This is a genomic window from Mesorhizobium shonense (assembly GCF_040545255.1).
Taxonomy (GTDB): domain Bacteria; phylum Pseudomonadota; class Alphaproteobacteria; order Rhizobiales; family Rhizobiaceae; genus Mesorhizobium; species Mesorhizobium shonense.
On sequence record NZ_JBEPLM010000003.1, the window covers coordinates 125,526 to 149,541 of the forward strand.

At 62.8% G+C, this 24,016-nt stretch carries 28 protein-coding genes and 1 pseudogene; 10 read left to right on the forward strand and 19 right to left on the reverse strand.

Features of this window, described 5'->3' with window-relative positions:
* Positions 1–97: 97 nt before the first annotated feature.
* Positions 98–1,618 (reverse strand): sensor histidine kinase, encoded by a 1,521-nt coding sequence (locus ABID26_RS09975; RefSeq protein ID WP_292300404.1) that lies wholly within the window; start codon positions 1,616–1,618, stop codon positions 98–100.
* Positions 1,619–1,694: 76 nt separating this feature from the next.
* Between ABID26_RS09975 and ABID26_RS09980 the strand changes: the two genes are divergently transcribed.
* The 4 genes from ABID26_RS09980 to ABID26_RS09995 all read left to right on the forward strand — a co-directional run bounded on the left by ABID26_RS09980 (position 1,695) and on the right by ABID26_RS09995 (position 4,408).
* Positions 1,695–2,318 carry a thermonuclease family protein gene (locus ABID26_RS09980; RefSeq protein WP_126100374.1) on the forward strand — a complete coding sequence of 208 codons (624 nt, stop codon included), beginning with the start codon at positions 1,695–1,697 and terminating at the stop codon, positions 2,316–2,318.
* Between the two features lie 233 nt (positions 2,319–2,551).
* Positions 2,552–3,163, forward strand: coding sequence for a glutathione S-transferase (locus tag ABID26_RS09985; protein WP_292300410.1), 612 nt, complete (start codon positions 2,552–2,554; stop codon positions 3,161–3,163).
* Positions 3,103–3,807, forward strand: a complete 705-nt coding sequence (locus tag ABID26_RS09990; RefSeq protein WP_126100372.1) for a uracil-DNA glycosylase family protein — start codon at positions 3,103–3,105, stop codon at positions 3,805–3,807. The genes ABID26_RS09985 and ABID26_RS09990 overlap by 61 nt, the downstream gene beginning before the upstream one ends.
* Before the next feature lie 109 nt (positions 3,808–3,916).
* Positions 3,917–4,408, forward strand: a complete 492-nt coding sequence (locus tag ABID26_RS09995) for an Lrp/AsnC family transcriptional regulator (protein ID WP_126100371.1) — start codon at positions 3,917–3,919, stop codon at positions 4,406–4,408.
* Positions 4,409–4,453: 45 nt separating this feature from the next.
* On the opposite strand, the gene ABID26_RS10000 is transcribed toward ABID26_RS09995, so the two are convergent.
* The 13 genes from ABID26_RS10000 to moaA form a co-directional block, all read right to left on the reverse strand.
* A complete protein-coding gene (locus ABID26_RS10000) occupies positions 4,454–5,029 on the reverse strand; it encodes a DUF3299 domain-containing protein (protein WP_292300413.1) in 576 nt (191 codons plus the stop codon).
* 63 nt (positions 5,030–5,092) lie between these two features.
* The gene (locus ABID26_RS10005) at positions 5,093–5,671 is read right to left on the reverse strand and encodes a GNAT family N-acetyltransferase (RefSeq protein WP_292300416.1); all 579 of its coding nucleotides are present in this window, start codon (positions 5,669–5,671) and stop codon (positions 5,093–5,095) included.
* Entirely contained in the window at positions 5,631–6,335 is a 705-nt protein-coding gene (locus ABID26_RS10010; RefSeq protein WP_126100368.1) for a DNA alkylation repair protein, read from the reverse strand. The genes ABID26_RS10005 and ABID26_RS10010 overlap by 41 nt, the downstream gene beginning before the upstream one ends.
* A 6-nt stretch (positions 6,336–6,341) precedes the next feature.
* Positions 6,342–7,211: an NAD(P)-dependent oxidoreductase gene (locus tag ABID26_RS10015; RefSeq protein WP_292300418.1), complete on the reverse strand. Its 870-nt coding sequence runs from the start codon at positions 7,209–7,211 to the stop codon at positions 6,342–6,344.
* 113 nt (positions 7,212–7,324) lie between these two features.
* On the reverse strand, positions 7,325–8,152 hold the full coding sequence (locus tag ABID26_RS10020) for an ABC transporter permease (RefSeq protein ID WP_292344199.1): 828 nt from the start codon (positions 8,150–8,152) through the stop codon (positions 7,325–7,327).
* On the reverse strand, positions 8,149–8,865 hold the full coding sequence (locus ABID26_RS10025) for an ABC transporter permease (protein ID WP_292338701.1): 717 nt from the start codon (positions 8,863–8,865) through the stop codon (positions 8,149–8,151). The genes ABID26_RS10020 and ABID26_RS10025 overlap by 4 nt, the downstream gene beginning before the upstream one ends.
* Before the next feature lie 78 nt (positions 8,866–8,943).
* Positions 8,944–9,729 carry an ABC transporter substrate-binding protein gene (locus tag ABID26_RS10030; RefSeq protein ID WP_126100364.1) on the reverse strand — a complete coding sequence of 262 codons (786 nt, stop codon included), beginning with the start codon at positions 9,727–9,729 and terminating at the stop codon, positions 8,944–8,946.
* Positions 9,730–9,880: 151 nt separating this feature from the next.
* Positions 9,881–10,396: a molybdopterin-guanine dinucleotide biosynthesis protein B gene (gene mobB, locus ABID26_RS10035; RefSeq protein ID WP_292344198.1), complete on the reverse strand. Its 516-nt coding sequence runs from the start codon at positions 10,394–10,396 to the stop codon at positions 9,881–9,883.
* Positions 10,393–11,025 (reverse strand): molybdenum cofactor guanylyltransferase MobA, encoded by a 633-nt coding sequence (mobA, locus tag ABID26_RS10040; protein WP_292344197.1) that lies wholly within the window; start codon positions 11,023–11,025, stop codon positions 10,393–10,395. Before mobA ends, mobB begins: the two co-directional genes overlap by 4 nt.
* Before the next feature lie 5 nt (positions 11,026–11,030).
* Entirely contained in the window at positions 11,031–11,951 is a 921-nt protein-coding gene (locus ABID26_RS10045; protein WP_292338704.1) for a DMT family transporter, read from the reverse strand.
* A 125-nt stretch (positions 11,952–12,076) separates the two neighbouring features.
* Positions 12,077–12,433 (reverse strand): hypothetical protein, encoded by a 357-nt coding sequence (locus ABID26_RS10050; protein ID WP_126100360.1) that lies wholly within the window; start codon positions 12,431–12,433, stop codon positions 12,077–12,079.
* Between the two features lie 115 nt (positions 12,434–12,548).
* The gene (locus ABID26_RS10055) at positions 12,549–12,854 is read right to left on the reverse strand and encodes a hypothetical protein (protein ID WP_292344196.1); all 306 of its coding nucleotides are present in this window, start codon (positions 12,852–12,854) and stop codon (positions 12,549–12,551) included.
* A 244-nt stretch (positions 12,855–13,098) separates the two neighbouring features.
* Positions 13,099–14,094, reverse strand: a complete 996-nt coding sequence (gene moaA / locus ABID26_RS10060; RefSeq protein WP_292344195.1) for a GTP 3',8-cyclase MoaA — start codon at positions 14,092–14,094, stop codon at positions 13,099–13,101.
* A 195-nt stretch (positions 14,095–14,289) separates the two neighbouring features.
* On the opposite strand from moaA, the gene ABID26_RS10065 reads away from it, so the two are divergent.
* Both ABID26_RS10065 and ABID26_RS10070 read left to right on the forward strand, forming a co-directional pair.
* Complete coding sequence (locus ABID26_RS10065) at positions 14,290–14,643, forward strand: gamma-butyrobetaine hydroxylase family protein (RefSeq protein WP_126100357.1); 354 nt, start codon at positions 14,290–14,292, stop codon at positions 14,641–14,643.
* Positions 14,644–14,736: 93 nt separating this feature from the next.
* Positions 14,737–15,348 (forward strand): pyridoxamine 5'-phosphate oxidase family protein, encoded by a 612-nt coding sequence (locus ABID26_RS10070; protein WP_292344194.1) that lies wholly within the window; start codon positions 14,737–14,739, stop codon positions 15,346–15,348.
* A 16-nt stretch (positions 15,349–15,364) separates the two neighbouring features.
* On the opposite strand, the gene ABID26_RS10075 is transcribed toward ABID26_RS10070, so the two are convergent.
* Positions 15,365–15,817 carry a MarR family winged helix-turn-helix transcriptional regulator gene (locus ABID26_RS10075; RefSeq protein WP_126089229.1) on the reverse strand — a complete coding sequence of 151 codons (453 nt, stop codon included), beginning with the start codon at positions 15,815–15,817 and terminating at the stop codon, positions 15,365–15,367.
* 47 nt (positions 15,818–15,864) lie between these two features.
* Here ABID26_RS10075 and ABID26_RS10080 point away from each other — a divergent pair, with 47 nt between their 5' ends.
* Positions 15,865–16,773: an alpha/beta hydrolase gene (locus ABID26_RS10080; protein WP_292344193.1), complete on the forward strand. Its 909-nt coding sequence runs from the start codon at positions 15,865–15,867 to the stop codon at positions 16,771–16,773.
* Between the two features lie 57 nt (positions 16,774–16,830).
* Here ABID26_RS10080 and ABID26_RS10085 read toward each other — a convergent pair whose 3' ends face one another.
* On the reverse strand, positions 16,831–17,232 hold the full coding sequence (locus tag ABID26_RS10085) for a rhodanese-like domain-containing protein (RefSeq protein WP_059188597.1): 402 nt from the start codon (positions 17,230–17,232) through the stop codon (positions 16,831–16,833).
* 80 nt (positions 17,233–17,312) lie between these two features.
* The gene (locus tag ABID26_RS10090; RefSeq protein ID WP_292344192.1) at positions 17,313–17,924 is read right to left on the reverse strand and encodes a TetR/AcrR family transcriptional regulator; all 612 of its coding nucleotides are present in this window, start codon (positions 17,922–17,924) and stop codon (positions 17,313–17,315) included.
* A gap of 112 nt (positions 17,925–18,036) precedes the next feature.
* On the opposite strand from ABID26_RS10090, the gene ABID26_RS10095 reads away from it, so the two are divergent.
* Both ABID26_RS10095 and ABID26_RS10100 read left to right on the forward strand, forming a co-directional pair.
* On the forward strand, positions 18,037–18,783 hold the full coding sequence (locus ABID26_RS10095) for a 3-oxoacyl-ACP reductase family protein (protein ID WP_126100351.1): 747 nt from the start codon (positions 18,037–18,039) through the stop codon (positions 18,781–18,783).
* 210 nt (positions 18,784–18,993) lie between these two features.
* A complete protein-coding gene (locus tag ABID26_RS10100) occupies positions 18,994–20,868 on the forward strand; it encodes a L,D-transpeptidase family protein (protein ID WP_292338710.1) in 1,875 nt (624 codons plus the stop codon).
* 63 nt (positions 20,869–20,931) lie between these two features.
* Here the strand turns inward: ABID26_RS10100 and ABID26_RS10105 are convergent.
* Positions 20,932–21,417, reverse strand: a pseudogene (locus ABID26_RS10105) (hypothetical protein).
* A 113-nt stretch (positions 21,418–21,530) separates the two neighbouring features.
* A complete protein-coding gene (locus ABID26_RS10110) occupies positions 21,531–21,788 on the reverse strand; it encodes a PepSY domain-containing protein (protein ID WP_292344191.1) in 258 nt (85 codons plus the stop codon).
* A 409-nt stretch (positions 21,789–22,197) separates the two neighbouring features.
* On the opposite strand from ABID26_RS10110, the gene ABID26_RS10115 reads away from it, so the two are divergent.
* Positions 22,198–23,979, forward strand: a complete 1,782-nt coding sequence (locus ABID26_RS10115; RefSeq protein ID WP_292344190.1) for an adenylate/guanylate cyclase domain-containing protein — start codon at positions 22,198–22,200, stop codon at positions 23,977–23,979.
* Positions 23,980–24,016 lie beyond the last annotated feature (37 nt).

Sequence of the window (24,016 nt, forward strand, 5' to 3'; positions counted from 1 at the left end):
GCGTTGCGATCTTTCAGATTCGCTCCGCGCGCTTTAGGTTCTTGATTTTACCCATGTCTTTGTCCCGAAACCGGTCCCCATTTTCGGGAGACATGCTTTAGCGCCGGCGCGCCGCAACCGCCTTGGTCGGCAGGGCCGGCAATTCCTCCATCACCCGGCTCAGCGGGAAAATGGCGATGGCCTCCGTGCCTTCGCGCAGCTTGGAGTGAAGCTCGAATTCGCCGCCATGCATGTCGAGCAGCCCCTGCACGATCGGCAGACCGAGGCCGGTTCCCTGTTCGGCGCTCTTGATGGCGATCGAGCCCTGGCCGAAGGCGGAAAGCACCACCGGGATTTCCTCGTCCGGGATGCCCGGGCCGTTATCCTTGACCGAGATGTACTGACCGCCGCCCGCTGTCCAGCCGACGCGCACGCGGACTTCGCCTCCCGACGCGGTGAACTTGATCGCATTGGACAATAGGTTGAGCGTGATCTGCCGGATGGCCCGCTCGTCGCCGAACAGACGCGGCAAGGTCGTCTCGAATTCCTGGATAACGCGGATGTCCTTATTGCGGGCCCTGAGCTCCATCATGTGACAGCAGTCCTCGACGATCGTCACCAGCACCACCGGCTCCTCGTTGAGCTGGTAGCGGCCAGCCTCGATGCGCGACAGGTCGAGGATCTCGTTGATCAAGTCGAGCAGGTGCTGACCGGATTCGTGCACGTCGTGCGCGTAGTCGCGATAGGTCGGGTTGTTCATCGGCCCGAGCACCTCGTTGGCCATCACTTCGGAGAAACCAAGGATGGCGTTGAGCGGCGTTCGGAGCTCATGGCTCATCGAGGCGAGAAAGCGCGACTTCGCCAGATTGGCGTCCTCGGCGCGCCGCCGCGCCTCGTCGGACATCGATTTCGCCGTCTCCACCTCGGCGATCAGCGCGTCCTTTTCCGAGCGGAAAGAGAGCACCATCCACGAGGCCTGGTTGAGATGGCGCGCGACATAGCCGAAGAAAGGCAGGGCGGCGACCAGGAGCGCCGCCATGATCCCTTCGATCGGCATCGATAGGCGCAGGACCGCATAGACATAGACGGCGACAGGAACGGCGAAGGTCGCGAGCAGGGCGCCGCCCAGCGATGACGCCATGACCGCGGTCGTCGCCATGGCAACCAGAAGCACCATCGCCTTGACGACGTGGAACTGGTCGACCTGGCACGTGTCGCAGCCGAGCCAGGCGAACCAGGCCCAGCCGAGGCCGCACAGCGAGTGGCCGATCAGGAAGTCGCGGCGCGTTTGCACCGGGTCGAGTTCGGCTGCTTCCGTCCGCTCGACGCGCCGCGCCATGAAGGCGACGATGGTGTAGCAAAGCAGCGTGAAGAGAGCCCAGATGGCAACCTGATTACCAACACCGGAAAGGCGGCCGATCGCCGCCACGGTAAGCACCAGCAGTGGTATCGCCGCCGCGCTGACCACCATGGCGCGCGCGTGCAGCTTCAGCAGTTCGCGGTCGAAGTCGAGGCTGCCGGCCTGCTGCGAAAGGCGGTCACGCGTCCTGCGCACCGCGCGCGCCACATCGCTGTTGCGATGCGGTCTCCTGCGGTCCACTATGAATTTGTCCGCTGTGTCCGAGCGTAGCAAAGGCATGCGAAGTTCAATTTCTGCGCGCAGCGATTTTCAGTTCGTTAAGCTACGTTCGAATGATTAAGAGACTGTTTGCCATATGAGCCGTTCCTGGTCGCGAGGACCGCGCCGGCGATATGCTCCGCGGCCTCCGCGCAGCCTTTGGCGCAGGCTGCTGGATTATGGGCTGACCGCGATTGTGCTTGGCCTGTTCATCCTGGTGGCGGCGCGGCTCGACCGTTTCGAGACGCGCAAGGAGCAAGGCACGGCCATCGTCAATGACGGCGATTCGCTCACGCTGGGTACCGAGCGCATCCGCATGCGCGGCATCGACGCTCCGGAATACACACAGACGTGCCGCAAGGAGGGCGCCGACTACCCTTGCGGCAGGCTTGCGCGGCAGTCGCTGGTGCGGCTGATCGCCAACAGGCCGGTGTCCTGCAGCGGCTGGCAGCGCGACCGCTACGGCCGGCTGCTCGGTGACTGCAAGGCAGGCGACACCCAACTCAACCGTGCTCAAGTGCAGGCTGGATGGGCCGTCGCCTTCGGCGACTTCGAAACCGAGGAGGCGACGGCGCGGGTCGCCAAGGTCGGCATTTGGGCCGGCTCCTTCGAAGAGCCGCAGGACTGGCGCGACAGCCATCACGACCAACCGACCGAAAGGAAGCATGGCACGTTGGCTTCGCTTGGCGACGCGCTGCGCGAGCTTGTTCGCTTCTGGTGATGCCGCTTCTGGCGATGCTCTGTTCGATGCATGTCGTCTCCCCAAAACCGCTGCGCACTTTTGGGCGACATGCATCTTTGTTTTGATGCATGTCGTTCTCCCAAAACCGCTGCGCACTTTTGGGCGACATGCATTGAAGTGCGCCCTTCTTGTTGGGCATGATCTTTCCCGAAAACCGCCGCACACTTTTCGGGATCATGCCCTATGATCAGGGTGAAAGATCGGAGAATGGAATGAAGTTGTTCGATGGCGGCCGCGCTCCGAACCCCAGGCGGGTTCGGGTTTTCCTGGCGGAAAAGGGGCTGACGGTTCCGCTGGTGCCTGTCGACATGGGCGCGCTGGAGCATCGCGAGGAGCCGGTGGCGTCGCGCAATCCACTGCGGCGGCTGCCGGTGCTGGAATTGGACGACGGTACCATCATCACCGAATCCATCGCCATTTGCCGCTATTTCGAGGAGTTGCATCCGGAGCCCGCTTTGTTCGGAAAGGGCGCGCTCGGCAAGGCCAAGGTGGAGATGTGGCAAAGGCGCCTGGAGTTAAACCTCATGACCAGCGTCGCCGCCGCCTTCCGGCACATCCATCCGGCGATGAAGGACTGGGAGGTGCCCCAGATCCCGGAATGGGGCGAGGCCAACAAGCCCAAGGTCATCGAGTTCCTGCATCTCCTCGACCGCGAGTTGGCGGACCGGGAATTCGCCGCAGGTGAAGCCTATTCTGTAGCCGACATTACCGGGCTGATCGCCATCGATTTCATGAAGCCGGCCCGTATCAAGGTGCCTGAGGAATGCGCGAATGTGCTGCGCTGGCACGCGGCGCTCTCCAGCCGGCCAAGCGCCGCTGCCTGAGGCCCCATTTGGACGACTTGCCGAGCATGACCCAAGCGCTGGAAAGCCTCACCACCAGGGTGCGGGCCTGCCGCATCTGCGTCGAGCAGCCGCGCGGCCGACCGTTGCCGCATGAGCCGCGTCCGGTGCTGAGGCCATCGTCGAGCGCGCGCATCCTGCTCGCCAGCCAGGCGCCGGGCACCAAGGTCCACATATCGGGCATGCCTTTCACCGATGCTTCCGGGGATCGCCTCAGAAGCTGGCTCGGTGTCAGCAGCGAAGAGTTCTACGACACGAAAAAATTCGCCATCGTGCCGATGGGTTTTTGCTTCCCGGGTCAGGATGCCAAGGGCGCCGACCTGCCGCCGCGCCGCGAATGCGCGCCGGCCTGGCGCGCTGCGTTGATGGCGCTGATGCCGCAGATCGATCTGGTGCTGACGATCGGCGGTTATGCGCAATCCTGGCACATGGGCTCGGCCCGTGGGCCATCGCTGACGGAAACGGTCAAAAACTGGCGCACCATTTGGGACCAGTCGCCCGCCCGGAAAGTGCTGCCGCTGCCACATCCGTCATGGCGAAACACCGGCTGGTTGAAGCAGAATCCCTGGTTTGAAATGGATTTGCTGCCTTTCCTGCGGTCGCAAATCCGCTATCGCATCGGATAGGCATTCGGCAAGATATCACTCGCTTTTGCCGCCATTGGCAGAATTTCTTTCTTGTGGAAGGCCCGGATAAAAGGGAATATAGCGAAACTATTCCCCTGGAGTTCTCCCAATGGACCGCCTTGACCGAAAAATTCTCCGCCTCCTGCAGGAGGATGCGACACTTGCGGTCGCCGATGTCGCCAAGAAAGTCGGCCTGTCGACCACGCCGTGCTGGCGGCGTATCCAGAAGCTCGAGGAAGAGGGCGTCATCCAGCGGCGCGTGGCCATTCTCGACCACGAAAAGGTCAATGTTCGCGTCACCGTTTTCGTGTCGATCCGCACCAATTCGCACAGCCATGAATGGCTGCGGCGCTTCTCCGAGGTCATCCAGGAATTCCCGGAAGTGGTCGAGTTCTACCGCATGAGCGGCGATGTCGACTATCTGCTGCGCGTCGTGGTGCCCGACATTGCCGCTTACGACGCCTTCTACAAGCGGCTGATCGCTAAGATCGAGATCCGCGACGTGTCGTCGTCCTTCGCGATGGAGCAGATCAAATACACGACCGAGATCCCACTCGACTACATGGTGCTCGACAAGGAATCGGGCGCCAACGCGGCCTGATCATCTAGCGCTCGCCGCTTTCCACTATACGCGAAGCGGCGAGATTTAGTTCTTCTTTTTGTTGAGGAAATTCCACGGCGAGTTGACCGGCAACGTGACCGCGTCCGGCACCGTATCGACGCTCGCCACCTCCGCCTTGCGCACGGTATAACCCGACTGGACGATCAAGACGCCGTCGAGGATGAAGAGCTGGCTCTTCTCCATGCCGGGCTTCAGCACGCCGGTGACGGAGACCGGCTGATAGGCCTCCGACATTTTGTACGGATGCGCCGGCGTCACCAGCACGATCTGGTTGGGCGGCGGCGTCGGCATGTGGCTGCAGGCGCCCGTCCACGGCACCAGCAGGAACTGGTAGACGAGATCGCCGTCGCGATCGACCGGCAATGCATAGCCGGATAACTGAATGGTCTTGTCCTGCAGATCGAGCGACAGCGTCTCGCCGTGATCGGGCAGTTTTGCCGCTATCATCGGCAGGTTGGCATCCGCGGCGACTGCCTGCGTCGCCGGGCGCAGATCCTTCCAGAAGATATGCGCGATATCGGCCGCGGCATTGGTTCCGGTGGTGGCGAGCGCGAGCGCTAACGCCACCAGCATCGCGCGTGTTTTGAAATGCTTGCTCATAGTCGTGCCATCCTCCGTCAGTTGATCTCCGGAATCGAGTAAGAGCGTTGTGACTGTTTCAGATCAACGGTCCACCCGCATCACATGCCGCCGTGCGCCGGCTGTGCCTACCTCATGAAAACCCCGTGCGACGAACATGTCGCGAAAACCCATGAAGCGATAGCTCGGTGCGGCCTCGTCGACCGGATAGGCCTCAATGGTAGAAGCGCCTTTGGCGAAAGCGTGCTCGATCGCGGCATCCAGCAAAGCGGAAGCGAGGCCGCCACCGCGCAAGGCCCTTGGGACGTAGAAGCAAACAATCGACCAGACGCCTGTTTCGCTGTCGTCCTGCTGCTTTGAGAGTTTTCGATAGGTTTCGCGCGGCGCGACCGAACACCAGCCGACCATCTTGCTGTCGAGCTCGGCGACGATGCCGACGGGAGTGCCGGCGTCGATCAGCGCCATCATCATGCGCTTCTTCTCGTCGTTCTCAATGTGCTCACGGCTGGAATGGCGCCAGGCCATGCACCAGCAATATTTCGGCGCGCCGGGCTGCTCGAACAGGTCTTCGAAACGACCGCGCGTTTGCCGCGTCACCTCGATGAAGCGGATATGGCCGAGATCAAGCCTTTCCGGCAGCGAGCCGTTCGAGCTGTTTGGCATCCGTCAGTTCCTTGACAGCGTCCTTGCCGATCCAGCGCGCCGTCTTGTCGGACGATGCCGCCAGTTTCTCGGCCAGCGCAAGGGCAGGGGCGTGCAGTGCCATCGACCGCTTGCCGATCTGCCGCAGCGCCCAGTTGACCGCCTTGCGGACGAAGTTGCGCGGGTCGCCCGCATGCTTCTCGATCAGCGGCAGATAGGCAAGGAAGGTCGCATCCGGCTCCTTCTTCAGATGCACCGCGCCCCAGGCCAGCATGGCAAAGGCGGTGCGGCGCACGAACTCGCGTTCGTCCTCGGCGAATTCCTCGATCAGCTCGCGCCAGAACGGCGTTTCGGCGAACAGGTCGGCAACGGTGTCGACGATTTCCCAGCTGTCGAAACCGGCGGCCCAGCGCCGGCACTGGCCGACATCGACCTTCTTCGCCTCGCCGGTGAAGGCGGCCATCAATCGCGCCTCGCGGATGCCGGTATCCCAGAGAAGCAGCGACCTCTCGTGGTTCTTCTTCAGCTTGCTTGCCAGCGGCCGCAGATCGGAATTGCCGACGCCGAGCGCGGCCGCGGTATTGATGCCGAACCGCGCCATGCCGGCGCGGTTCTCCTCGGTGCCGATCGAGCGCAAATGAGCGACGATGTCGTCGGCGCTCCAGCTCGGATCGGGCGGGGCCATCGCTGTCTATTTTTCCAGGCGCGCCAGCAGCGAGGACGTGTCCCAGCGCCGCCCGCCCATCGCCTGCACATCCTTGTAGAACTGGTCGACCAGCGCCGTCACCGGCAGCCTGGCGCCATTGCGGTTGGCCTCGGCGAGGCAGATGCCGAGATCCTTGCGCATCCAGTCGACGGCAAAGCCGAAATCATATTTTCCGGCGTTCATCGTCTTGTGGCGGTTTTCCATCTGCCAGGAGCCGGCGGCGCCCTTGGAGATCACCTCGATGACCTTCTCGATGTCGAGCCCGGACTTCTTGCCGAAATGGATGCCTTCGGCCAGCCCCTGGACGAGGCCGGCAATGGCGATCTGGTTGATCATCTTGGTGAGCTGGCCGGCGCCCGCCGACCCCATCAGCCCGACCATGCGGGCAAAGGCGTCGATGATCGGCCTTGCCTTGTCGAAGGCTGCCTGCTCGCCGCCGACCATGACGGTCAGCACGCCGTTCTCGGCGCCTGCCTGGCCGCCCGATACCGGCGCGTCGAGGAAGGAAAAGCCGACCTTTTCAGCGGCGTCGGCCAATTCTCGCGCGACTTCGGCCGAGGCGGTGGTATTGTCGATGAAGACGGAGCCTTTCTTCATCGCTGCGAAGGCGCCCTTGGCGCCGGTCGTCACCGAGCGCAGGTCGTCGTCATTGCCGACGCAGGAGAACACAAAATCTTTGCCTTCGGCCGCTTCGGCCGGCGTCAGTGCCAGCCTGCCGCCATGTTGGGCGACCCACTGCTCGGCCTTGGCCGTTGTACGGTTGTAGACGGTGACGTCGTGGCCGCCCTTGTTCCTGAGGTGGCCGGCCATCGGATAGCCCATGACGCCAAGACCGAGAAATGCAACCGATGCCATTAGCCTGCCTTCCAACAAAAGAGAGATTTCAGTGCCGGAAGGTCTAGGCCATGCGAAAAATTCGTCAAGGCACGGAGGGCCACATCGACTGGTACAGCCTGGAACGCGGCGCTCTATCGCTTGAGGTGAATGGTGATCCGGCGCTCGATCCATTCGACGCCGTGGCGCAGGATCTCGACCATCACCAGATAGACGATCGCTACCCAGATATAGGCTTGGATGTCGAAGGAGTTGGCGTAGGCGAGCTTGGCATTGCCCATCAGGTCGTAGACGGTGATGATGGCAACGATGGCCGAGGCCTTGATCATCAAAACGAGCTCGTTGCCGTAGGGCCGTAGCGCGACGATGATCGCCTGGGGCAGGATTACCTTGCGCAGCGTCTGAAGCTTATGCAGCCCGAGCGAGGCGGCACCCTCCCATTGGCCCCGGGGCACGCTCTCGATGGCGCCGCGCAGGATTTCGGCCTGGTAGGCGGCGGTGTTGAGCGAGAAGGCAAACACCCCGCAATAGAAAGCTTCGCGGAAGAACCACCAGAGACCGACGGATTGCAGTTCCGGCCTGAACGAGCCGATGCCGTAATAGACCAGATAGGTCTGCACGAGCAGCGGCGTGCCGCGGAAGAAATAGACGTAGCAATAGGCAAATCCGGACAGGATCCGGTTCTTCGACATGCGGCCATAGGCAACGGGGAGCGAGAGGATCGCACCGGTCACCATCGAGATGCCCACCAGCGCCAAAGTGGTGCCAAGTCCCCTCAGATAGGCTGGCGCGTATCTGTCAAAGAATGTGCCGCCCTGCCAGGCATGGACCAGATAGGCCACGATGCCGAGGCCGAAGAGGATCCACACGCCGACCAGCACATAGCCTATGATGCGGGCGCGCGGCCAGCCGCGAGCCTCGGGCGGCGGCCTGTCGACGGCAATAGCCTGGCTGACGCTCATCGTGCCTCTCTCCGCCCGAGGGAGCGCAGGATGTAGCCTGTGGCGATCGATGACAGGATGGCCAGCACAAGGAAGACCAGCGCCGCGACGCTGTAGAAAAGGAACGAATGCTTGGTGACGCGCGCCGCGACGCCGGCATTGCGCAAGGTTTCGGCGAGGTTGACGACCGAGACCAGCGAAGTGTCCTTGAGCAGGCTCAGCCAGCAATTCTCGAGGCCCGGAAAAGCGATACGCAGCAACTGCGGCAGGATCACCAGGCGCATCGTCTGCCATTTCGAAAGGCCAATGGCGAAGCCGCCCTCATACTGGCCCTTGGGAATGGCGCGAAAGGCGGAAAGAAAAACCTCGCTGGCGTAGGACGAGAAGATCAGCGAGAGCACGATCATGCCGGCAATGAAGCTGTTCACGTCGATCGTGGCATCCGGATTGAACAGCCGGACGACATATTGCAGCAGCAGCGGCATGCCGAAGAAGAACAGGAACAGCGTCACCAGTTCGGGCAGGCCGCGAAAGACCGTCGTGTAGATATTGGCCGCGAGCCGCAGCGACGGTTCTTGCGACTGTTTGGCGAAGGCGACGAAAAAGCCGATCACCAGGCCGATGGGGAGCGTGGCGAGCGCCAGCGCAATCGTGACCAGCACGCCAGAGGCGATATCGTCACTCCAGCCATCGGGCCCCCAACTGAGAAGTGTCCAAATGCTTTGGGCCGGCATTGGCGGGGCGTGTCTCCGTGGCGATCCCGGAACGAAAGAAGGGCGGTGAGGTCGTCCTCACCGCCCCGAGCGCAATGATCAGGACTCGGCGCCGTAGACGTCGAACTTGAAGTACTTGTCGTTGATTTCCTTGTACTTTCCGTTGGCGCGGATGGCGTCGATCGCGGCATTCAGCTTGTTGACAAGATCAGTCTCGCCCTTGCGCACGGCAATGCCGGCGCCCGGTCCGAAGATTTCGACCGGCTGCGGCGAAGGCTGGCCGAGGATCTTGCAGCAGGCGCCGTCAGGCGAATCCAGCCACTGCTGCAGCACGACGATGTCGTCCTCGATGGCGTCGAGACGGCCGTTGGCGAGATCGGCCTGCTCCTCGGGGCTGCTCGGATAGCCTTTGATGGTGCTGTCGGTATAGGTCTTGGAGGCATAGTTGAAATGCGTCGTCGTGGTGGCGACGCCGATATTCTTGCCGGCGAGGTCTTCTTTGGTCACGCCCTTGAGCGGCGAATCCTTCGGCACGGCGATCGCCGAGGGGGTGTTGTAGTATTTGTGGGTGAAGTCGACCTTTTCCTGGCGCTCGGGCGTGATCGACATCGAGGCGACGATGGCGTCGAACTTGCCGGCCTGGAGAGCCGGGATGATGCCGTCCCAGTCCTGCGCGACGAAGGTGCACTTCACCTTCATTTCGTCGCAAAGAGCCTTGGCGATGTCGATGTCGAAGCCGACCAGTTGGCCGTCCGAGGTCAGGTTGTTGAAGGGCGGATACGCGCCTTCGGTGCCGATCCTCAGGGTCTTTTCCTGAGCCTGGGCGACGCCAAGTGTCAGCAGCGCGGCCGAAGCGGCGAGCGCGATACGCAGTGCAATACGCATGATAATCCTCTCATATTGTCATGGCCGCTGTCCCATGCGGCTCTTGAGGACGGAGCTACTTGTCCGCCCGCTGCGCGGGATACTCCCACTCTTTCGAAGAAAAAAGCAACCGCAAAACAACAGCAAACGACAATCGCCGACTGCCGCTGCGTTACTTGCCGGGAGCAACGAGGCCGATCGCGCGCTCGATGAAGTCGGCTATCGATTTCGTATCATCGAGGTCGAAAACCGGCAGGCTCTCGCCTTCGACTGAAAAGTCGGCGGCGACAGCGACGATGTTCGGATCGTTGGCCGAAAGCGGCGTCCGGTCCTTGGCTTCCAGGCGTCGCGCCTCGATCTTCTTGTGTGCCTCGCGCTTGTAGCCTTCGACGAGCACGATGTCGGAGGGCGCCAGACGCGACAGGATGTCGTCCAGCGAGGGTTCGTCCTCATTGCGCAGCTCGTGCATCAGCGCCCAGCGCCGGCCGGAGACGACCGCGACCTCCGTGGCGCCGGCCTGGCGATGGCGAAAGGAGTCCGCTCCCGGCTTGTCGATGTCGAAGTCGTGATGGGCATGCTTCACCGTCGAGACCGTCCAGCCGCGCCGGACCAGTTCGGCGACCAGCTTCTCGGTCAGTGTCGTCTTGCCGGAATTCTTCCAGCCGGTGATGCCGAATACGCGTCTCATGGCTGGAGGCTTTGCAACAGACGTTTCGCCTCCGCAAGATCGTCCGGCGTGTTGATGTTGAAGAACGGGTCGATCCGCCGGCCTTCGGCTTCGATCATCGGAAACTCCACCTGAATAAAACCGTGCCGCTCCATGAAGGCCGAAACCCGGCGGTTGTCTTCGTCGACCAGGAAATGGCGCAGTGCATCGCGCAGGCCAAGGGGCCACAGCGCGAAAGTGGGGTGCAATCGGCCATCGGAACTGGCGGCGGCGATCGCGCCCGGCCGTTCTTGGGCAGCAGCGTTCAATCGTTCGACAAGATCGCCGGGGAAGAACGGCGTGTCGCCGGCCGCGCTCACCAGTGACCGGCAAGCCGTGTTCGTTGCCGCCCATTCGAGGCCGGTCAGAATGCCGGCCAGCGGGCCGGCATAGCCGGGCATCGTGTCAGCAAGCACAGGAAGGTTCGTGCCGGCAAACCGCGCGGGATCGCCATTGGCATTGAGCGCCAGCGTGCCGACCTGCGGTTCGAGGCGCGCGGCGATATGGTCGATCAGCCTGGCTTTGCCCAGCGAAAGCAGGGGCTTGTCGCCGCCGCCCATCCGGCGCGACTGGCCGCCTGCCAGGATGATGCCCGCTACGCTCCGGTCCATCGGCCCTATATGCCGTCCGGCGCCATGTCCGGTCCAGCGCTTTCGGCGGCGGGTTGCAGCCTGCCGACGACGCGCTCGCGGTAGAGCGCATAGAGGCCGGAGCCGATGATGATCGTGGCGCCCACGATCATCGGCAGATCGGGAACGTCGCCGAAGATGACGAGGCCGAGCAGGATCGACCACAGCAGCGCCGTATAGCGGAACGGCGCGATGAAGGAGATGTCGCCCGAACGCATCGCCATGATGATGAACTGATAGCCGATGAGCACCAGCACCGCCGCCAGCGCCAGCAGCACGGTCGCCTTGCCGCTCATCGGCGTCCAGCCGCCCATCGGCGACAGCAGCAGCGCGCCCAGCACAGTCATGGCCAGCGCCGTCGCCGTCGACACCAGCATGGTCGGGATCGCCTGCGGTATGCGCTTGGTGGCGAGGTCGCGCACGGCGCAACAGGCAACGCTTGTCAGCGCCAGCAGCGAATAGACGCTAAAACCTTCGAAACCCGGCCGCACGATGATCAGAACGCCGGCAAAGCCAACGGCAATGGCCAACCAACGCCGCCAGCCGACGCCTTCACCGAAGAAAAGTGCCGCGCCCATCGTCACCGCAAGCGGCAGCGCCTGCAGCACGGCCGAGACATTGGCGATCGGCAGATGGGCAAGGGCGATCAGGAACGACACCGTGGCGCCCGCCTCGCCGGCGACGCGCATCGCCACCATCGGCTGCAGCATCGCTGCCGGATTGGCCAGCGCGCCGCGCCGCCAGGCAAGCAGGCCGACGAAGAGCGATGCGAAAGCGCCGCGCACCAGCATGACCTGCGCCATGTTCATCGATTCCGACGAGAATTTGGTGATGGCGTCGTTGAGGGTGAAGCCGATCATGGCCACCACCATGAAAAGCGCGCCGCGAAGATTGGGCGAGAGAGGCAAGGGCGTTTCCAGATTCTATTTTTGGGTCAAGCCTGTAGCAGGCAACTGGAAAACAGCAACGGCAAAGAAATGGGCCACGAATTTCTCCGCGGCCCGGACGATCGATTTGCAAATGCGTCGAACGCTTACTTGGGCGTCAGCACTTCGGTGCCGTTGCCGTTCTGGCCGGCGATGGTCCACAGCCCGTGCAGCGAGCCGTCCTTATCGACCTTGTAGACGACGAGGCCGATTTCCTTGCCCATCACATAGCCGGCGGAAAAGGCGTTGTCGTTGCGCATGCAGATGCCGTCGGAGGACGAGCCGCCGGTTTCCCAATGGATGGTGCAGGTGGTGTCGCTGGTCAGCGTGATGGTCGCCTCGCCGCCATATTTGGAGCCGTCGAAATTGGTGCCGGCGACAGTGTAGGTGCCGCCGATCGACTGGGCGGCGGCCGGTGCGGAAGCAAGTCCGAGCATTGCAAGCGAAAGCATGAATGTGCGCATGAGAATTCCCCCTGGATGCGAAAAGTCGCTTCTGGAGGCTAGGCCCGAACACTGCCGCGGTAAATCGCCGTGGAAGCCCGTGCGAAGGGTTATTTGCAGGGGTGTCGCGTACGCCTCAAGGACCGCGCAGGCTGGCAGCGATGGCCACGATCAGGGGGTCATATTTCGCCTTGAGCGAGGAGGGATATTCGATCCACACGGTGCGGATGACATCGTCCTTTCCGAACAGGCGCCGCTCGTAGAAGACCCTGTCGCCCTTGACGCCGGAGAGCACGGCCCAGTTCTTGCCGGTCTTGCTGTAGGTGATCTTGTAGCCCGGTCCGATGTTTGCCTTTTCGCCGGCGACGAAGCCTTCGGCGTGTCGTTGTCGACGTTGTAGATGCCGGAGCAGGTCAGGCTTGCGCCGTCGGGCGCGGTCCATTGCTGCCCGTCGCCGTTGTCCGGCTCGGCTTCGGTGATGCTGAATACCTCGTCGGGAAAGGTGCAGGCGATTCCGAAACGCGCATTGACGTAGGTGAATGGCCTCGCGGCCGCCGTTGTGGCGGCGACCGCCAACAAGCACGACAAAGCGATCGCCAGAGGCGTGCCCTGGATGAGATGAAAACGCTTCATGGTGCCCCCAAGGTCAGTGACCGAGGGTGATCCTGCACCAATTTCCGAAAAAATCAGCCGCCGGTGACGCTCATATGGCGCGATACCGAGGGGCGGCTGGTGCGGCGGTCGATGATGAAATCATGGCCCTTCGGCTTGCGCCCGATCGCCTCGTCTATGGCCTCGCCGACGAATTCGTTGCCTTCGGACGCACGCAACGGCGCCCTGAGGTCGGCGGCGTCCTCCTGGCCGAGGCACATATAGAGCGTGCCGGTGCAGGTCAGCCGGACGCGGTTGCAGCTTTCGCAGAAATTATGCGTCATCGGCGTGATGAAACCGAGCCGGCCGCCGGTCTCCGCGACCTGGACGTAGCGGGCAGGGCCGCCGGTCTTATAGGGGATGTCGGTCAGCGTGAAGTGGCGCTCAAGCGAGGCGCGCAGCAGCGACAGCGGCAGGTACTGGTCGGTGCGGTCGGCGTCGATCTCGCCCATCGGCATGGTCTCGATCACGGTGAGGTCCATGCCGCGGCCATGCGCCCAGCGCAGCATCTCGGGGATTTCGGCGTCGTTGAAGTCGCGCAGCGCCACGGCGTTGAGCTTGACCTTCAGGCCCGCGGCCTGCGCGGCGTCGATGCCTTCCATGACCTTGCCGAGATTGCCCCAGCGGGTGATCTGGCGGAATTTACCGGCATCCAACGTGTCGAGCGAGACGTTGATGCGCTTCACTCCGCAATCGGCGAGCTCGGCGGCAAAGCGCGAGAGCTGCGAGCCGTTGGTGGTGAGCGTCAGCTCTTCCAGGGCGCCGCTCTCGAGATGCCGCGACAACTGGCGCACCAGATGCATGATGTTCTTGCGCACCAGCGGCTCGCCACCGGTCAGCCTGAGCTTCCTCACGCCCTTTTCGATGAAGACTGTGCTGAGCCGATCGAGCTCCTCGAGCGACAACAGGTCCCTCTTCGGCAGGAAGGTCATGTCCTCGGCCATGCAATAGGTGCAGCGGAAGTCGCAGCGGTCGGTGACCGACACGCGAAGGTAGGTGATCGTGCGACCGAATGGGTCGATCATGTTCATGTTCAAGCGCTTCCGTGGCCGTAAACGGGCTCGTTATATATGGCTATGTGATACGATCCGGCCCGGCATTCAAGATAGAAGGTCTTGATCTTTGGTAACAGTCCCTGACCGACATCGCATGTCGGCTGGCTTCCATGACCTTTCCGCATCGCGCGAAGCGGCGTAGGGAAGGGATCCATTCACGCAGGACCAAACATGACGGCGCCGAAGGAACTGAGGGTCTCGAAAGACCGCAAGCTGCTCACCGTGACTTTCCCGGATCACCAGCCGTTCGAGTTGCCGGCGGAGTTTTTACGCGTGGCTTCGCCCTCGGCGGAGGTGCAGGGCCATTCGCCCGAACAGCGCGTGACGGTGCCCGGCAAGCGCAATGTCGCGATCCTCAAGATCGAGCCGGTCGGCAACTACGCGGTGCGTATCACCTTCGACGACTTCCACGACACCGGCATCTTCACCTGGAATTACCTTCACACGCTCGGCCATGAGAAGGAGGAACGCTGGAACGCCTATCTCGCCGAGTTGGCCGAGAAGGGGCTCAGCAGGGATCGCTAGCCTGACGCCCGCAAGTTCAACTTCGGTGTCGGACTGTCGTCAAAGCGTCATGGACATGGAGTAGCGCCGGCAAAAGGTCAGGAGGCAAAAAAGATGTCGCTCGTCACATCGGTCGAACAGCTCGAAGCCCTTTACGGCCTCCCTGGCGAGGCCTCGATCGTCAAGGAACTCGACCATGTGATCTCCGAATATGCCGCCTTCATCGAGGCCTCGCCCTTCGTGGCGCTGGCGACCAGCGGGCCGGAGGGGCTCGACTGCTCGCCGCGCGGCGATCTCGCCGGCTTCGTGCGCCTTATCGATGAAAAGACGCTGATGATGCCCGACAGGCGCGGCAACAACCGCGCCGATTCGCTGAAGAACATCATTCGCGATCCGCGCGTCGGGCTGCTTTTCCTGGTGCCGGGCTCCGGCACGACGCTGCGCGTCAACGGCCGCGCCCACATCACCACCGATGCCGAGCTTTGCGCTTCCTTCACCGTCGACGGCAAGGCGGCGCGGTCGGTCACCGTCGTCGCCGTCGACACCGTCTATTTCCAATGCGCCCGCGCCATCGTGCGCTCGGAGCTGTGGAATCCGGCAAAGCATGTCGACCCGAAGTCGCTGCCAACGCCCGGCCAGATCCTAGAGATCACCAGCCGCAAGACCATCGACGGCGAGATCTACGACAAGGAGTGGCCGGAGCGGGCCAAGAAAACCATGTGGTGATTGCTAAGCCTGGGGCTCAGGCTTCCTTCAGCACGTCGGCGATCTTGCGCATCTGCTCGCCGATCATGTCGCACTGTTCCGGCGTCGACTGGCTCATCGCCTTTTCGATCAGCGCCATATGCACTTTCAGCGCCCGCATCAGCAGGGCTTCGCCGGCTTCGGTGAGGTTCAACCGCAGCACGCGCTTGTCCTTCTCGTCGCCCTCGCGACGCAGCAGGCCGCGCGCCTCGAGCTGCGGCAAAAGCATGGTGATATTCGAGCGGCCGACCAGCAGCTTGCGGGCAAGGTCGTGCTGCGACATGCCGGGGTGGCGGTAGAGGTTCATCAGCACGTCGAGCTGCGCCGGCTTCAAGTCGAGAGGCGCGAGCTTCGTCGCCAGCGTGCGCTCCAGCACATGGCAGGCGCGCGCCACCGCAACCCAGTTGCGAAAGCGCGGATTGTCCCAGGGCAGCTCTTGCTTAATGTTCATGTTTGAACTATTATGTTCATGCTTGAACGAATGGATGGACCGCCACTATGGCATCATTTGGATTGAAGGTCATCCGGGGCGTCTTCGGTGCGGCCGAGCATGTCGCCCCGCGTCTCAGCGGCCGCGCAGCGTTCGAATTGTTCTGTCGCACGCCAAACGTCAAATCCTTGAGCGATGGCGAGCGCCGCGCCGTGGAGCGCGCTGCCGGTTTCATGGCCGAGGCGCGCCATCACAGGCTGAAGACGAGGACGGACTGCGTTGCGGTGCATGAGTTCAGGCCCGAGCCGGGCAGGGGCTCTCATGGCACAGTGCTCGTCATCCATGGCTGGCGCTCGCGCACCGAATATATGCGCGCGCTGATCGAAGGATTTCGCGGGGCTGGTTACAAGGTCGTCTCGCTCGATCTGCCGGGGCACGGCCATTCGCTCGGCAGGCATCTCAATATGGTGACCGCGGTGGATGCGGCGCGAGCCGCAGGCGAATGGTTCGGTCCTTTTGCAGCCGTGGTCGGCCATTCTTTCGGCGGCGCGATCGCCGCCAACGCCGTTGCGGCGTCGGTCAAGGGCATGCCGCCGCTCTCGGCCGAAAAGCTGGTGCTGATCGCGGCGCCAAGTTCCATGCCGGCGATCTTCGACGACTTCAGTCGCATGATGAATGTCGGGCCGCGCTCCCGGATCGCCATGGCGGATCGGGTGAAGCATCTGTCTGGGCGGCCGCTCAGCGAATTCACCGGCGACCGCCAGCTTGCCGAGGCGCCGGTGCCGACGCTGATCATCCACGCGCCCGACGATCGCGAAGTCCATGCCGACCATGCCAAGCGCTATGCGGGAGCCGGCGATCATGTCCGCCTGCATTGGGCCGAAGGGCTTGGCCACCGCCGCATCCTTGCCGACAAGGATGTCGTCGCGCGCGCCGTCCGCTTCGTCACCGAGGAGCACGAATCGACGCTGCACTGAATGGTTGGGGGAAAGCGCGCTGCGGCCTTCGGCCCGGGATAGCGAGCAAAAACGCGGTCAGTCAGCCTTCTTCTTCTGACCGGGCTCGACCGGCAGGCCCGCCGCCTTCCAGGCGGTGTAGCCGCCAAGGATGTGCTTGACCGGGGCAAGACCCATGTCCTGCGCCGTCTTGGTGGCGAGTGCCGAGCGCCAGCCGCCGGCGCAGAAGAAGACGAAGGTCTTTCCCGAGGCGAAGAATGGCTTGTGGTAGGGGCTTTCGGGGTCGATCCAGAATTCGAGCATGCCGCGCGTCACATGCTTTGCTCCGGGGATCTTGCCGTCGCGCTCGACTTCGCGAGGGTCGCGCAGGTCGACGAAGATGGTGTCGTCGTCCTCCAGCAGCCCGGCCGCCTCCTCGGGCGATACCACCTCGATCTCGGCATTCGCCTCATCGAGAAGCTCGCGATATCCCTTCTTCACTGCACATCCTCCAGGCCGTGCTCGAGGCCACTGGAATTTCGATCACAAAGACCGCTGTTTGTCACGGATTGATGTTTGGTTCAGGCCCAAGCGCCGGCCAGCGTTGCCCAGGCCGCCATGGCGCCGGCAACGGTTGCCATGAGGGCAGCATGCGTGGCGCCGTCACGCGCCTGGATCGACATGCCGTGCTGCACTGTGGCGAAGAAGGTGGCGGCGGTTTGGCCGTCGAAATCCGCCGGCAGTTCCCCTTCGGCGACGGCGCGTTCCAAGCGCCTTTTGAGCGCCATATGATTTTCGGCCCGGCGGCGGCGCAGATCATGACAGATCAGACCCTGGCTGGAATCCTGATGCAAGGCGCCGAGCGCGATCAGGCAGCCTTGCGGCCGATCGGCCTGGGAATAGGCCTTTGCTGTCTGGGTCAGGAACCCTTCGATCGCCAGCCGCGCGGTCGGCGCCTGTTCCAGCGTCGTCCAGATATCGGAGCCCTCGACGCGCGTATAGAGGTCGGTTGCTTCGAGGAAGAGCGCTTCCTTGCTGCCAAAGGCGGCATAGAGGCTGGGCGAATTGATACCCATGGCTGTGGTCAGGTCGCTCAGCGAGGCGCCTTCATAGCCTTTGACCCAAAAAACCTCCATCGCTCGCCGCAGCGCTGCGGTTCGATCGAAGGAACGGGGGCGGCCTCTTTCCGGCATGGTGTTTCTGGGTGGCATCCTTTTCTGTGTTGATCGATACATAATTCAGTTGACGGGGCGGGGCAAGGCTGACAGATATTTATGTATCGATCATTACAAAAAGGAGAAATCGATGCCTTCCAAGCCACTGAGCGGCAAGGCCGCCTTCGTGACCGGCGGCAGCCGCGGCATAGGCGCGGCCATTGCCAGGAGATTGGCGCGCGACGGTGCAAGCGTCGCCTTGACCTATGTCCATGGCGAGATGCAGGCCCGCGCCGTCGTCGACGAGATCGAGGCGGCCGGCGGTCGCGCTCTTGCCATCAAGGCGGACGGCCGCGACGCCGAAACGATCGAGCGCGCCATCGAACAGGCAACCGATGCGTTTGGCCGGCTCGATATCCTGGTCAACAGCGCCGGCATCTGGCGCGCCGCGCCGATCGATAGCCTGTCGCTTGCCGATTTCGACGAGAGCATGGAGGTCAATCTGAGGGCGCCTTTCGTTGCCTCGAAAGCGGCCGCCCGGCACATGGCGGAAGGCGGTCGCATCATCTCGATCGGCAGCAACCTGGCCGAACGCGTGACGGACGCCGGCCTCAGCGCCTATTCGACCAGCAAGGCGGCGCTGGTCGGGTTGACCAAGGCTCTGGCACGGGACCTCGGCCCACGCGGCATCACCGCCAACATCGTTCATCCGGGATCGACCGACACCGACATGAACCCTGCTGACGGGCCGCATGCCGAGCACCAGCGCCGGAAAATGGCGACCCCGCGATTCGGCGAGGCCGAGGAGATAGCGAGCCTGGTTGCCTGGCTCGCCAGCCCCGAGGGCCGCTTCGTCACCGGCGCGGCGCTGACCATCGATGGCGGCGCCAACGCCTGATTGTCATCAGGTTTCTGAAACCAGGAGCGGCCCTGCCGCATTGTGTCTCACAAGGATGTGAAACTGTTCTGCAACACGGTCGCGGAAATTTATGGAAGCTTAACGAAATCAGTATGAATCGGTATAGTCGCGCCTTACATCCGCCATGCGGAGGGCGGGACCGTCAAGCGGCGCGGAACGGGAACCGGTTTCAACCGGTGCGGGTGAAGCATGAAAATCCTCGGGAACAAAACGGCTGTCATGCCGGTCGCGATCGCGGTGGCACTTGCCTTCGGGCAGCAGCCGGCGAGCGCGCAGGGCCTGTTCGATATGCTGTTCGGCGGTGGCATCCGGCACAATCCGCAAGGCGAGTTTCCGCCACCGCCGAAGCCCCGCAAGATGCAGCCAAGTACTGGCGACGGGGGCGGCCTCAGGATCAGCAGCCCTACCTACAACACCTACAGAGCCGACAAGCTCGTGCGTGTCGATTTCAAGTCGCTGCTGCCGGCTCCGCAACTCGCGACCGCACAGGACGCAGCCTTTGTGCCGTCCGTGACCGGGAGCGTGTTTCGCGACGCGCTGGCAGGCCTGAGCGACTACGAACTCTTTGCCGAACCCGACATCGCCAAGGCGCTGGTCGCCTACTACTCGGCCAATCCGGATTTCATCTGGATAACAGGAGACGCGCCCAACAGCAGGGCGCAGGATGCCGTGCGGGTTCTTGGCGAGGCGGCGAGCTACGGCCTGACCCCTGCCGACTACTCCGTCGATGTTCCGGCCACGACTGCCGCCACGTCGGAAGAGCGGACCAAGGAACTGGTCCGCTTCGAGATGGCGCTGTCGGCGCGCGTGCTGCGCTATGCCCATGATGCCCAGAACGGCCGCGTCGACCCGAACCGCATGACCGGCTATTACGACTTCCCGGCCAAGCCGCTCGATCTCGAGGGTGTGTTGAAGACGCTGGCGCATACCCAGGAGGTGCGCACCTACCTAGAATCGCGACACCCGCAGAACCCGGAATACCAGGCGCTACGCGTCGAACTGGAATCGCTCGAGGCGAGCGAGGAGAATGAGATCGTCGTCGATCCGAAGCTGCTCTTGAAGCCCGGCGAAAGCAGCCCTGAGCTGCCCAAGCTTTTGACGCTCATTGCCCGCAATCTCGATGACGAGATGGGCGGCGACTATGGAGAGGTTCTCGCCAGGCTCGGCAAGAGCGAGGTCTACGATCCCGAGCTGGTGCCGGTGATCAAGGCGGTGCAGAAGCGGGCAGGCATGAAGGGCGACGGCGTCGTCGGCCCGCGCACCGTTGCTTCGCTTGCAGGAACATCCAAAGCCGACAAGATCCAGAAGGTCGAGGCCGCGCTGGAGGAATTGCGCTGGCTGCCGTCAGATCTTGGCAGCCCGCGCGTCTTCATCAACCAGCCAGCCTTCACGGCGAGCTATATCGATAATGGCGAGGAGAAGCTGAAAACCCGCGCGGTCATCGGCAAGGTCACCAACCAGACCGCCTTTTTCTACAACCAGATCAAGCAGGTCGACTATCACCCCTATTGGGGCGTGCCGCAGTCGATCATCGTCAACGAGATGCTGCCGCGGCTGCGCAGCGATCCTGGCTATCTCGACCGCGCGGGTTATGAGGTGACGGATTCGCGGGGTAGGCAGATCCCGTCGTCGTCGGTCGACTGGGGCGCCTACGGCGCCAAAATCCCTTTCAGCGTGCGCCAGCAGCCGAGCGAGGCCAACGCTCTAGGCGAACTGAAAATCCTGTTCCCCAACAAGCACGCCATCTACATGCACGACACGCCGCAGAAGTCGTTCTTCGAGCGCGATATGCGTGCGCTGAGCCATGGCTGCATCCGTCTGCAGGATCCACGCGGCATGGCTGCCGCGGTGCTCGGCACCTCGGTCGACTATGTCGCCGAGAAGCTGAAGCATGGCCATTCAACCGAAAATGTCACGCGCGTCATCCCGGTCTATGTCGCCTATTTCACCGCTTGGCCTGACATGTCCGGCAAGGTCGAATATTTCGACGACGTCTACGATCGCGATTCAAAGCTGATGCAGGCGCTGGACGCAACCGAAGCGGTGCGCACGCCGTCAAGCTGAGCGCTGTTTGTTTTTCACCAATTGCGGGCGGAAGGCTACGGCGAGGCCGCCGAGCCTTACCGCTTAGGACTTTTCCTGGAATTGTTTAATTTGGGCGAGCGGGCGCCGAAAGCCGGCGTCGCGCCCGGCGATCAGCCAGTAGACCAGGCCGGCGACGAGACCGGCGCCGGCGATGATGCCCATGTCGGCCCAGCGTTCCGGATCGTCCGGCGCCTCAGGTCAGAGCAGCACGAAACCGGCTGCTGCCGCGGCGCAGCCGAACAGCATGTGCAGCCAGAAGCTCCGCAACGAGAAGAACTCGGCAATCAGGGCAAAGACCAGGGTCTGCACGCCGGTGACCACGATCGTCAGGAAATAGACGAACATGCCGAGGGGCGGCACCACGAGCACAGCGACGGGCGTGAACTGCATCAGCTCGAAATAGCCTGGAGCGCCGGGCAGCGAGCTCAGCACCATGTAGATCACGACCAGCGCGATCAAGCCGACGAGCACGGCGACCAGATAGCCGGCGAGCATCATCAAGATGCGCTTCAGGACGTAGCCAACCATTGCCATGCACCCCCGTGCCCGCAATCGTGGCGCGCAGTCAGCCATCAAATACGCGTCGACGCAAGACTCGGATGGGCAGGGGCGGCTACCCACGGGCAGCCGTCTTCAGGTGTCTATCTTGGCTCGCCGGTTACCGGATCGTAGGTGATTTCGACCTTGGCCTTGTCGGTCGTGTAGTAGGTGACGGTATAGCCGTCGCTGCTCCAGCCGACCTCCTTCACATATTGGAAGTCGTTCCGCTTCTCGACCTTGGCGACGATTTCCGAGAGCTTCTTGGCATTTTGCGGCGGTATCGGTTGCTCGTTCGCCGCCAGAGCCGGCCCGCCGGCAAGGAAAGACGCAATACCGATTGCCAAAACAACAGCGCGCATGACTGCCCCTCAATTTCGTGTTGGCATGAGTGCGCTGGAAAACTCGAATCCCGGCCGGTTGGTTCCACCACGGGATGACAACACCTTGCTCCACGGCCAGTCCGCCACGACCGGCACCATTTCCATTCGCAGAAGCGGAAATAAATAAAGCCTCGAGATTCCAATATGTAAGCACGTTTCCAGGATCTGGTGCTTCAGGTAACAAACGGCTAACCATGGGTCGGGCCGAAGGCGCGTTCCATTAGCTGTTCGTGGTAGAGCTTTTGGCAAGACCCTGTTAGAGTTCCAAGCTGACAGGGTGGCAACGGCGCGCCGAGCCTGCCGGGGATTTTCCGTCGGCAAACGGCGAAGTGTTTTGAGAGCGGAAGTCGCCTGTTCTGGACCGAAAACAGGGACCGGGGGCTCAACCATGGCTGAACGGCACTATATCCGTCAGCTGGCGACAATCATTTCCATCGACGCCGTTGGCTTTTCACGGCTGATGGGCATCGACGACGAGCTTGCCGTCGCGGCCTTCGAGGAAAGGCGCGATATCATCACCGACAGCTGCGGCGCCTTTGGCGGCCGCACCTTTGGCGTTGCCGGCGACAGCATCATGGCCGAGTTTGGCAATCCGATCGAAGCCTTGCGCGCGGCCTTTGATTTCCAGGATCGGATCATGGCGCTCAATGCCTCGGTGGGCGAGGAGATGCGCATGCCGTTTCGGGCTGGGATCAACACCGGCGACGTCATCGTCCGCGAGGGCCGGCTCTATGGCGACGACGTCAACATAGCCGCCCGCCTCCAGGAATTCGCTCCCCATGACGGCCTCGCCATTTCGGAGACAACCTGGCACCACGTAAAGGACAAGACCGCGGCGGTCTTTACCGACCTCGGCGAGTTCATGCTGAAGAACATCGCCCTGCCGGTGCGCGTCCTGATAGCCGGGCGCGGCGGCAACGGCGCCACGATGACGGCTCCCTTGGCCGCCATCCCCACAGCTTCGGGTTCCTACAGACCCTTCGACAAGGGACCGCCGGCAATCGCGGTGCTGCCGTTCCAGGGCGACGGAAGCGAGCCCGATGTCGGCTACATGGCCGACGGCATTGCCGAAGACATCATCTACGGCCTCTCCAACACCCGCTGGCTTTCGGTGATCGCCAAGGGCTCCAGCTTCCAGTTCCGCGACGACAGCCTCGGGACCAGGCTCATCGGCAATGCGCTTGGCGCGCGCTATATCGTCGGCGGCACGCTGGCACGCTACAGCGGGCAGATCCGCCTCAACGCCTCGCTCACCGATACGTCGAACGGACGTCTCGTCTGGTCGCAACGCTTCGACCGCGACCTCGTCGACATCTTCAGCCTGCGCGACCAGATCGGCAGCGAGATCGTTTCGATCCTCGACAAGGAAGTCGATCGGGCCGAGCAGGTGCGGACCTTCCAGGTGCCGTGGGAAAGCCTCGAGACCTGGCAGTTGGTGCGGCGGGGCCGCTGGCACATGAACAGGCGCACGCGCGGCGACACCGAAATCGCGCTCGAATTTTTCGACAAGGCCTACCAGGAAGATCCGAATTCCAGTGCCGTGCTGAACGAGCTGTCATGGTGGTATTTCTGGCGGGCATGGCTGCGCTTCGGCGACAGCGACGACCTGGACAAGGTCGAGGCGTTCGCGCGCAAGGCGCTTTTGATGGACAGCCTCGACGCGCGCCCACATGCCTATCTCGGCGCGGCCGACATCATGCGCGGCCGGCCGGCGTCGGCCGCCGAGCATCTCGCCGAGGCGATCCACATCAACCCGAGCTTTGCCTTCGCCCGCTCGGCGATGGGCAGCGCGCGGCTGCTGCTCGGCGATGCCGCCGGCGCGATCCCGTTCTTCCTCGATACCGAGCGGCTGAGCCCGTTCGACCTTTACCGCTTCCACAATCTTGGGGAACTGGCCGCCGCATACTGCTTCGTCGAGGACTGGCCGGCGGCAATTGCCGTTGCCGACCGCTCGCTCAACCTTTCGCCCAGCTACTTCTACGCCAGGTTCCTGAAAATCGGCGCCTTGATGCGGAGCGGCCGTCGCGACGATGCCGAGCGGGAACTCGCCATTTTCGCGACCAGGCATCCCGACTTTTCCGAGCAGAGGATTCGCTGGATACCGTTCGTCGATTCGGCGAAGAACAACTTCCTGATCGCGAATTTCGACCAGGCCAAGTCCATTGCATGATCGCTGGAACCGAAGACAGACGACTGTGAAAAAAATC

Bases quoted from the DNA above. Each gene is read 5' to 3' on its own strand.
- ABID26_RS10025 (WP_292338701.1), bottom strand. From the start codon at position 8,865: ATGCCGGCCCAAAGCATTTGGACACTTCTCAGTTGGGGGCCCGATGGC.
- ABID26_RS10080 (WP_292344193.1), top strand. From the start codon at position 15,865: ATGGCATCATTTGGATTGAAGGTCATCCGGGGCGTCTTCGGTGCGGCC.
- ABID26_RS10065 (WP_126100357.1), top strand. From the start codon at position 14,290: ATGACGGCGCCGAAGGAACTGAGGGTCTCGAAAGACCGCAAGCTGCTC.
- ABID26_RS10005 (WP_292300416.1), bottom strand. From the start codon at position 5,671: ATGCCAAACAGCTCGAACGGCTCGCTGCCGGAAAGGCTTGATCTCGGC.
- ABID26_RS10110 (WP_292344191.1), bottom strand. From the start codon at position 21,788: ATGCGCGCTGTTGTTTTGGCAATCGGTATTGCGTCTTTCCTTGCCGGC.
- ABID26_RS10000 (WP_292300413.1), bottom strand. From the start codon at position 5,029: ATGAGCAAGCATTTCAAAACACGCGCGATGCTGGTGGCGTTAGCGCTC.
- ABID26_RS09985 (WP_292300410.1), top strand. From the start codon at position 2,552: ATGAAGTTGTTCGATGGCGGCCGCGCTCCGAACCCCAGGCGGGTTCGG.
- mobB (WP_292344198.1), bottom strand. From the start codon at position 10,396: ATGAGACGCGTATTCGGCATCACCGGCTGGAAGAATTCCGGCAAGACG.
- ABID26_RS10075 (WP_126089229.1), bottom strand. From the start codon at position 15,817: ATGAACATTAAGCAAGAGCTGCCCTGGGACAATCCGCGCTTTCGCAAC.
- ABID26_RS10010 (WP_126100368.1), bottom strand. From the start codon at position 6,335: ATGGCCCCGCCCGATCCGAGCTGGAGCGCCGACGACATCGTCGCTCAT.
- ABID26_RS10015 (WP_292300418.1), bottom strand. From the start codon at position 7,211: ATGGCATCGGTTGCATTTCTCGGTCTTGGCGTCATGGGCTATCCGATG.
- ABID26_RS10090 (WP_292344192.1), bottom strand. From the start codon at position 17,924: ATGCCGGAAAGAGGCCGCCCCCGTTCCTTCGATCGAACCGCAGCGCTG.
- ABID26_RS10050 (WP_126100360.1), bottom strand. From the start codon at position 12,433: ATGCGCACATTCATGCTTTCGCTTGCAATGCTCGGACTTGCTTCCGCA.
- ABID26_RS10020 (WP_292344199.1), bottom strand. From the start codon at position 8,152: ATGAGCGTCAGCCAGGCTATTGCCGTCGACAGGCCGCCGCCCGAGGCT.
- ABID26_RS09990 (WP_126100372.1), top strand. From the start codon at position 3,103: ATGCGCGAATGTGCTGCGCTGGCACGCGGCGCTCTCCAGCCGGCCAAG.
- ABID26_RS10100 (WP_292338710.1), top strand. From the start codon at position 18,994: ATGAAAATCCTCGGGAACAAAACGGCTGTCATGCCGGTCGCGATCGCG.
- ABID26_RS10030 (WP_126100364.1), bottom strand. From the start codon at position 9,729: ATGCGTATTGCACTGCGTATCGCGCTCGCCGCTTCGGCCGCGCTGCTG.
- ABID26_RS09975 (WP_292300404.1), bottom strand. From the start codon at position 1,618: ATGCCTTTGCTACGCTCGGACACAGCGGACAAATTCATAGTGGACCGC.
- ABID26_RS10095 (WP_126100351.1), top strand. From the start codon at position 18,037: ATGCCTTCCAAGCCACTGAGCGGCAAGGCCGCCTTCGTGACCGGCGGC.
- ABID26_RS10055 (WP_292344196.1), bottom strand. From the start codon at position 12,854: ATGGACCGCGCCCGACGGCGCAAGCCTGACCTGCTCCGGCATCTACAA.
- moaA (WP_292344195.1), bottom strand. From the start codon at position 14,094: ATGAACATGATCGACCCATTCGGTCGCACGATCACCTACCTTCGCGTG.
- ABID26_RS09995 (WP_126100371.1), top strand. From the start codon at position 3,917: ATGGACCGCCTTGACCGAAAAATTCTCCGCCTCCTGCAGGAGGATGCG.
- ABID26_RS10115 (WP_292344190.1), top strand. From the start codon at position 22,198: ATGGCTGAACGGCACTATATCCGTCAGCTGGCGACAATCATTTCCATC.
- ABID26_RS10070 (WP_292344194.1), top strand. From the start codon at position 14,737: ATGTCGCTCGTCACATCGGTCGAACAGCTCGAAGCCCTTTACGGCCTC.
- mobA (WP_292344197.1), bottom strand. From the start codon at position 11,025: ATGGACCGGAGCGTAGCGGGCATCATCCTGGCAGGCGGCCAGTCGCGC.
- ABID26_RS09980 (WP_126100374.1), top strand. From the start codon at position 1,695: ATGAGCCGTTCCTGGTCGCGAGGACCGCGCCGGCGATATGCTCCGCGG.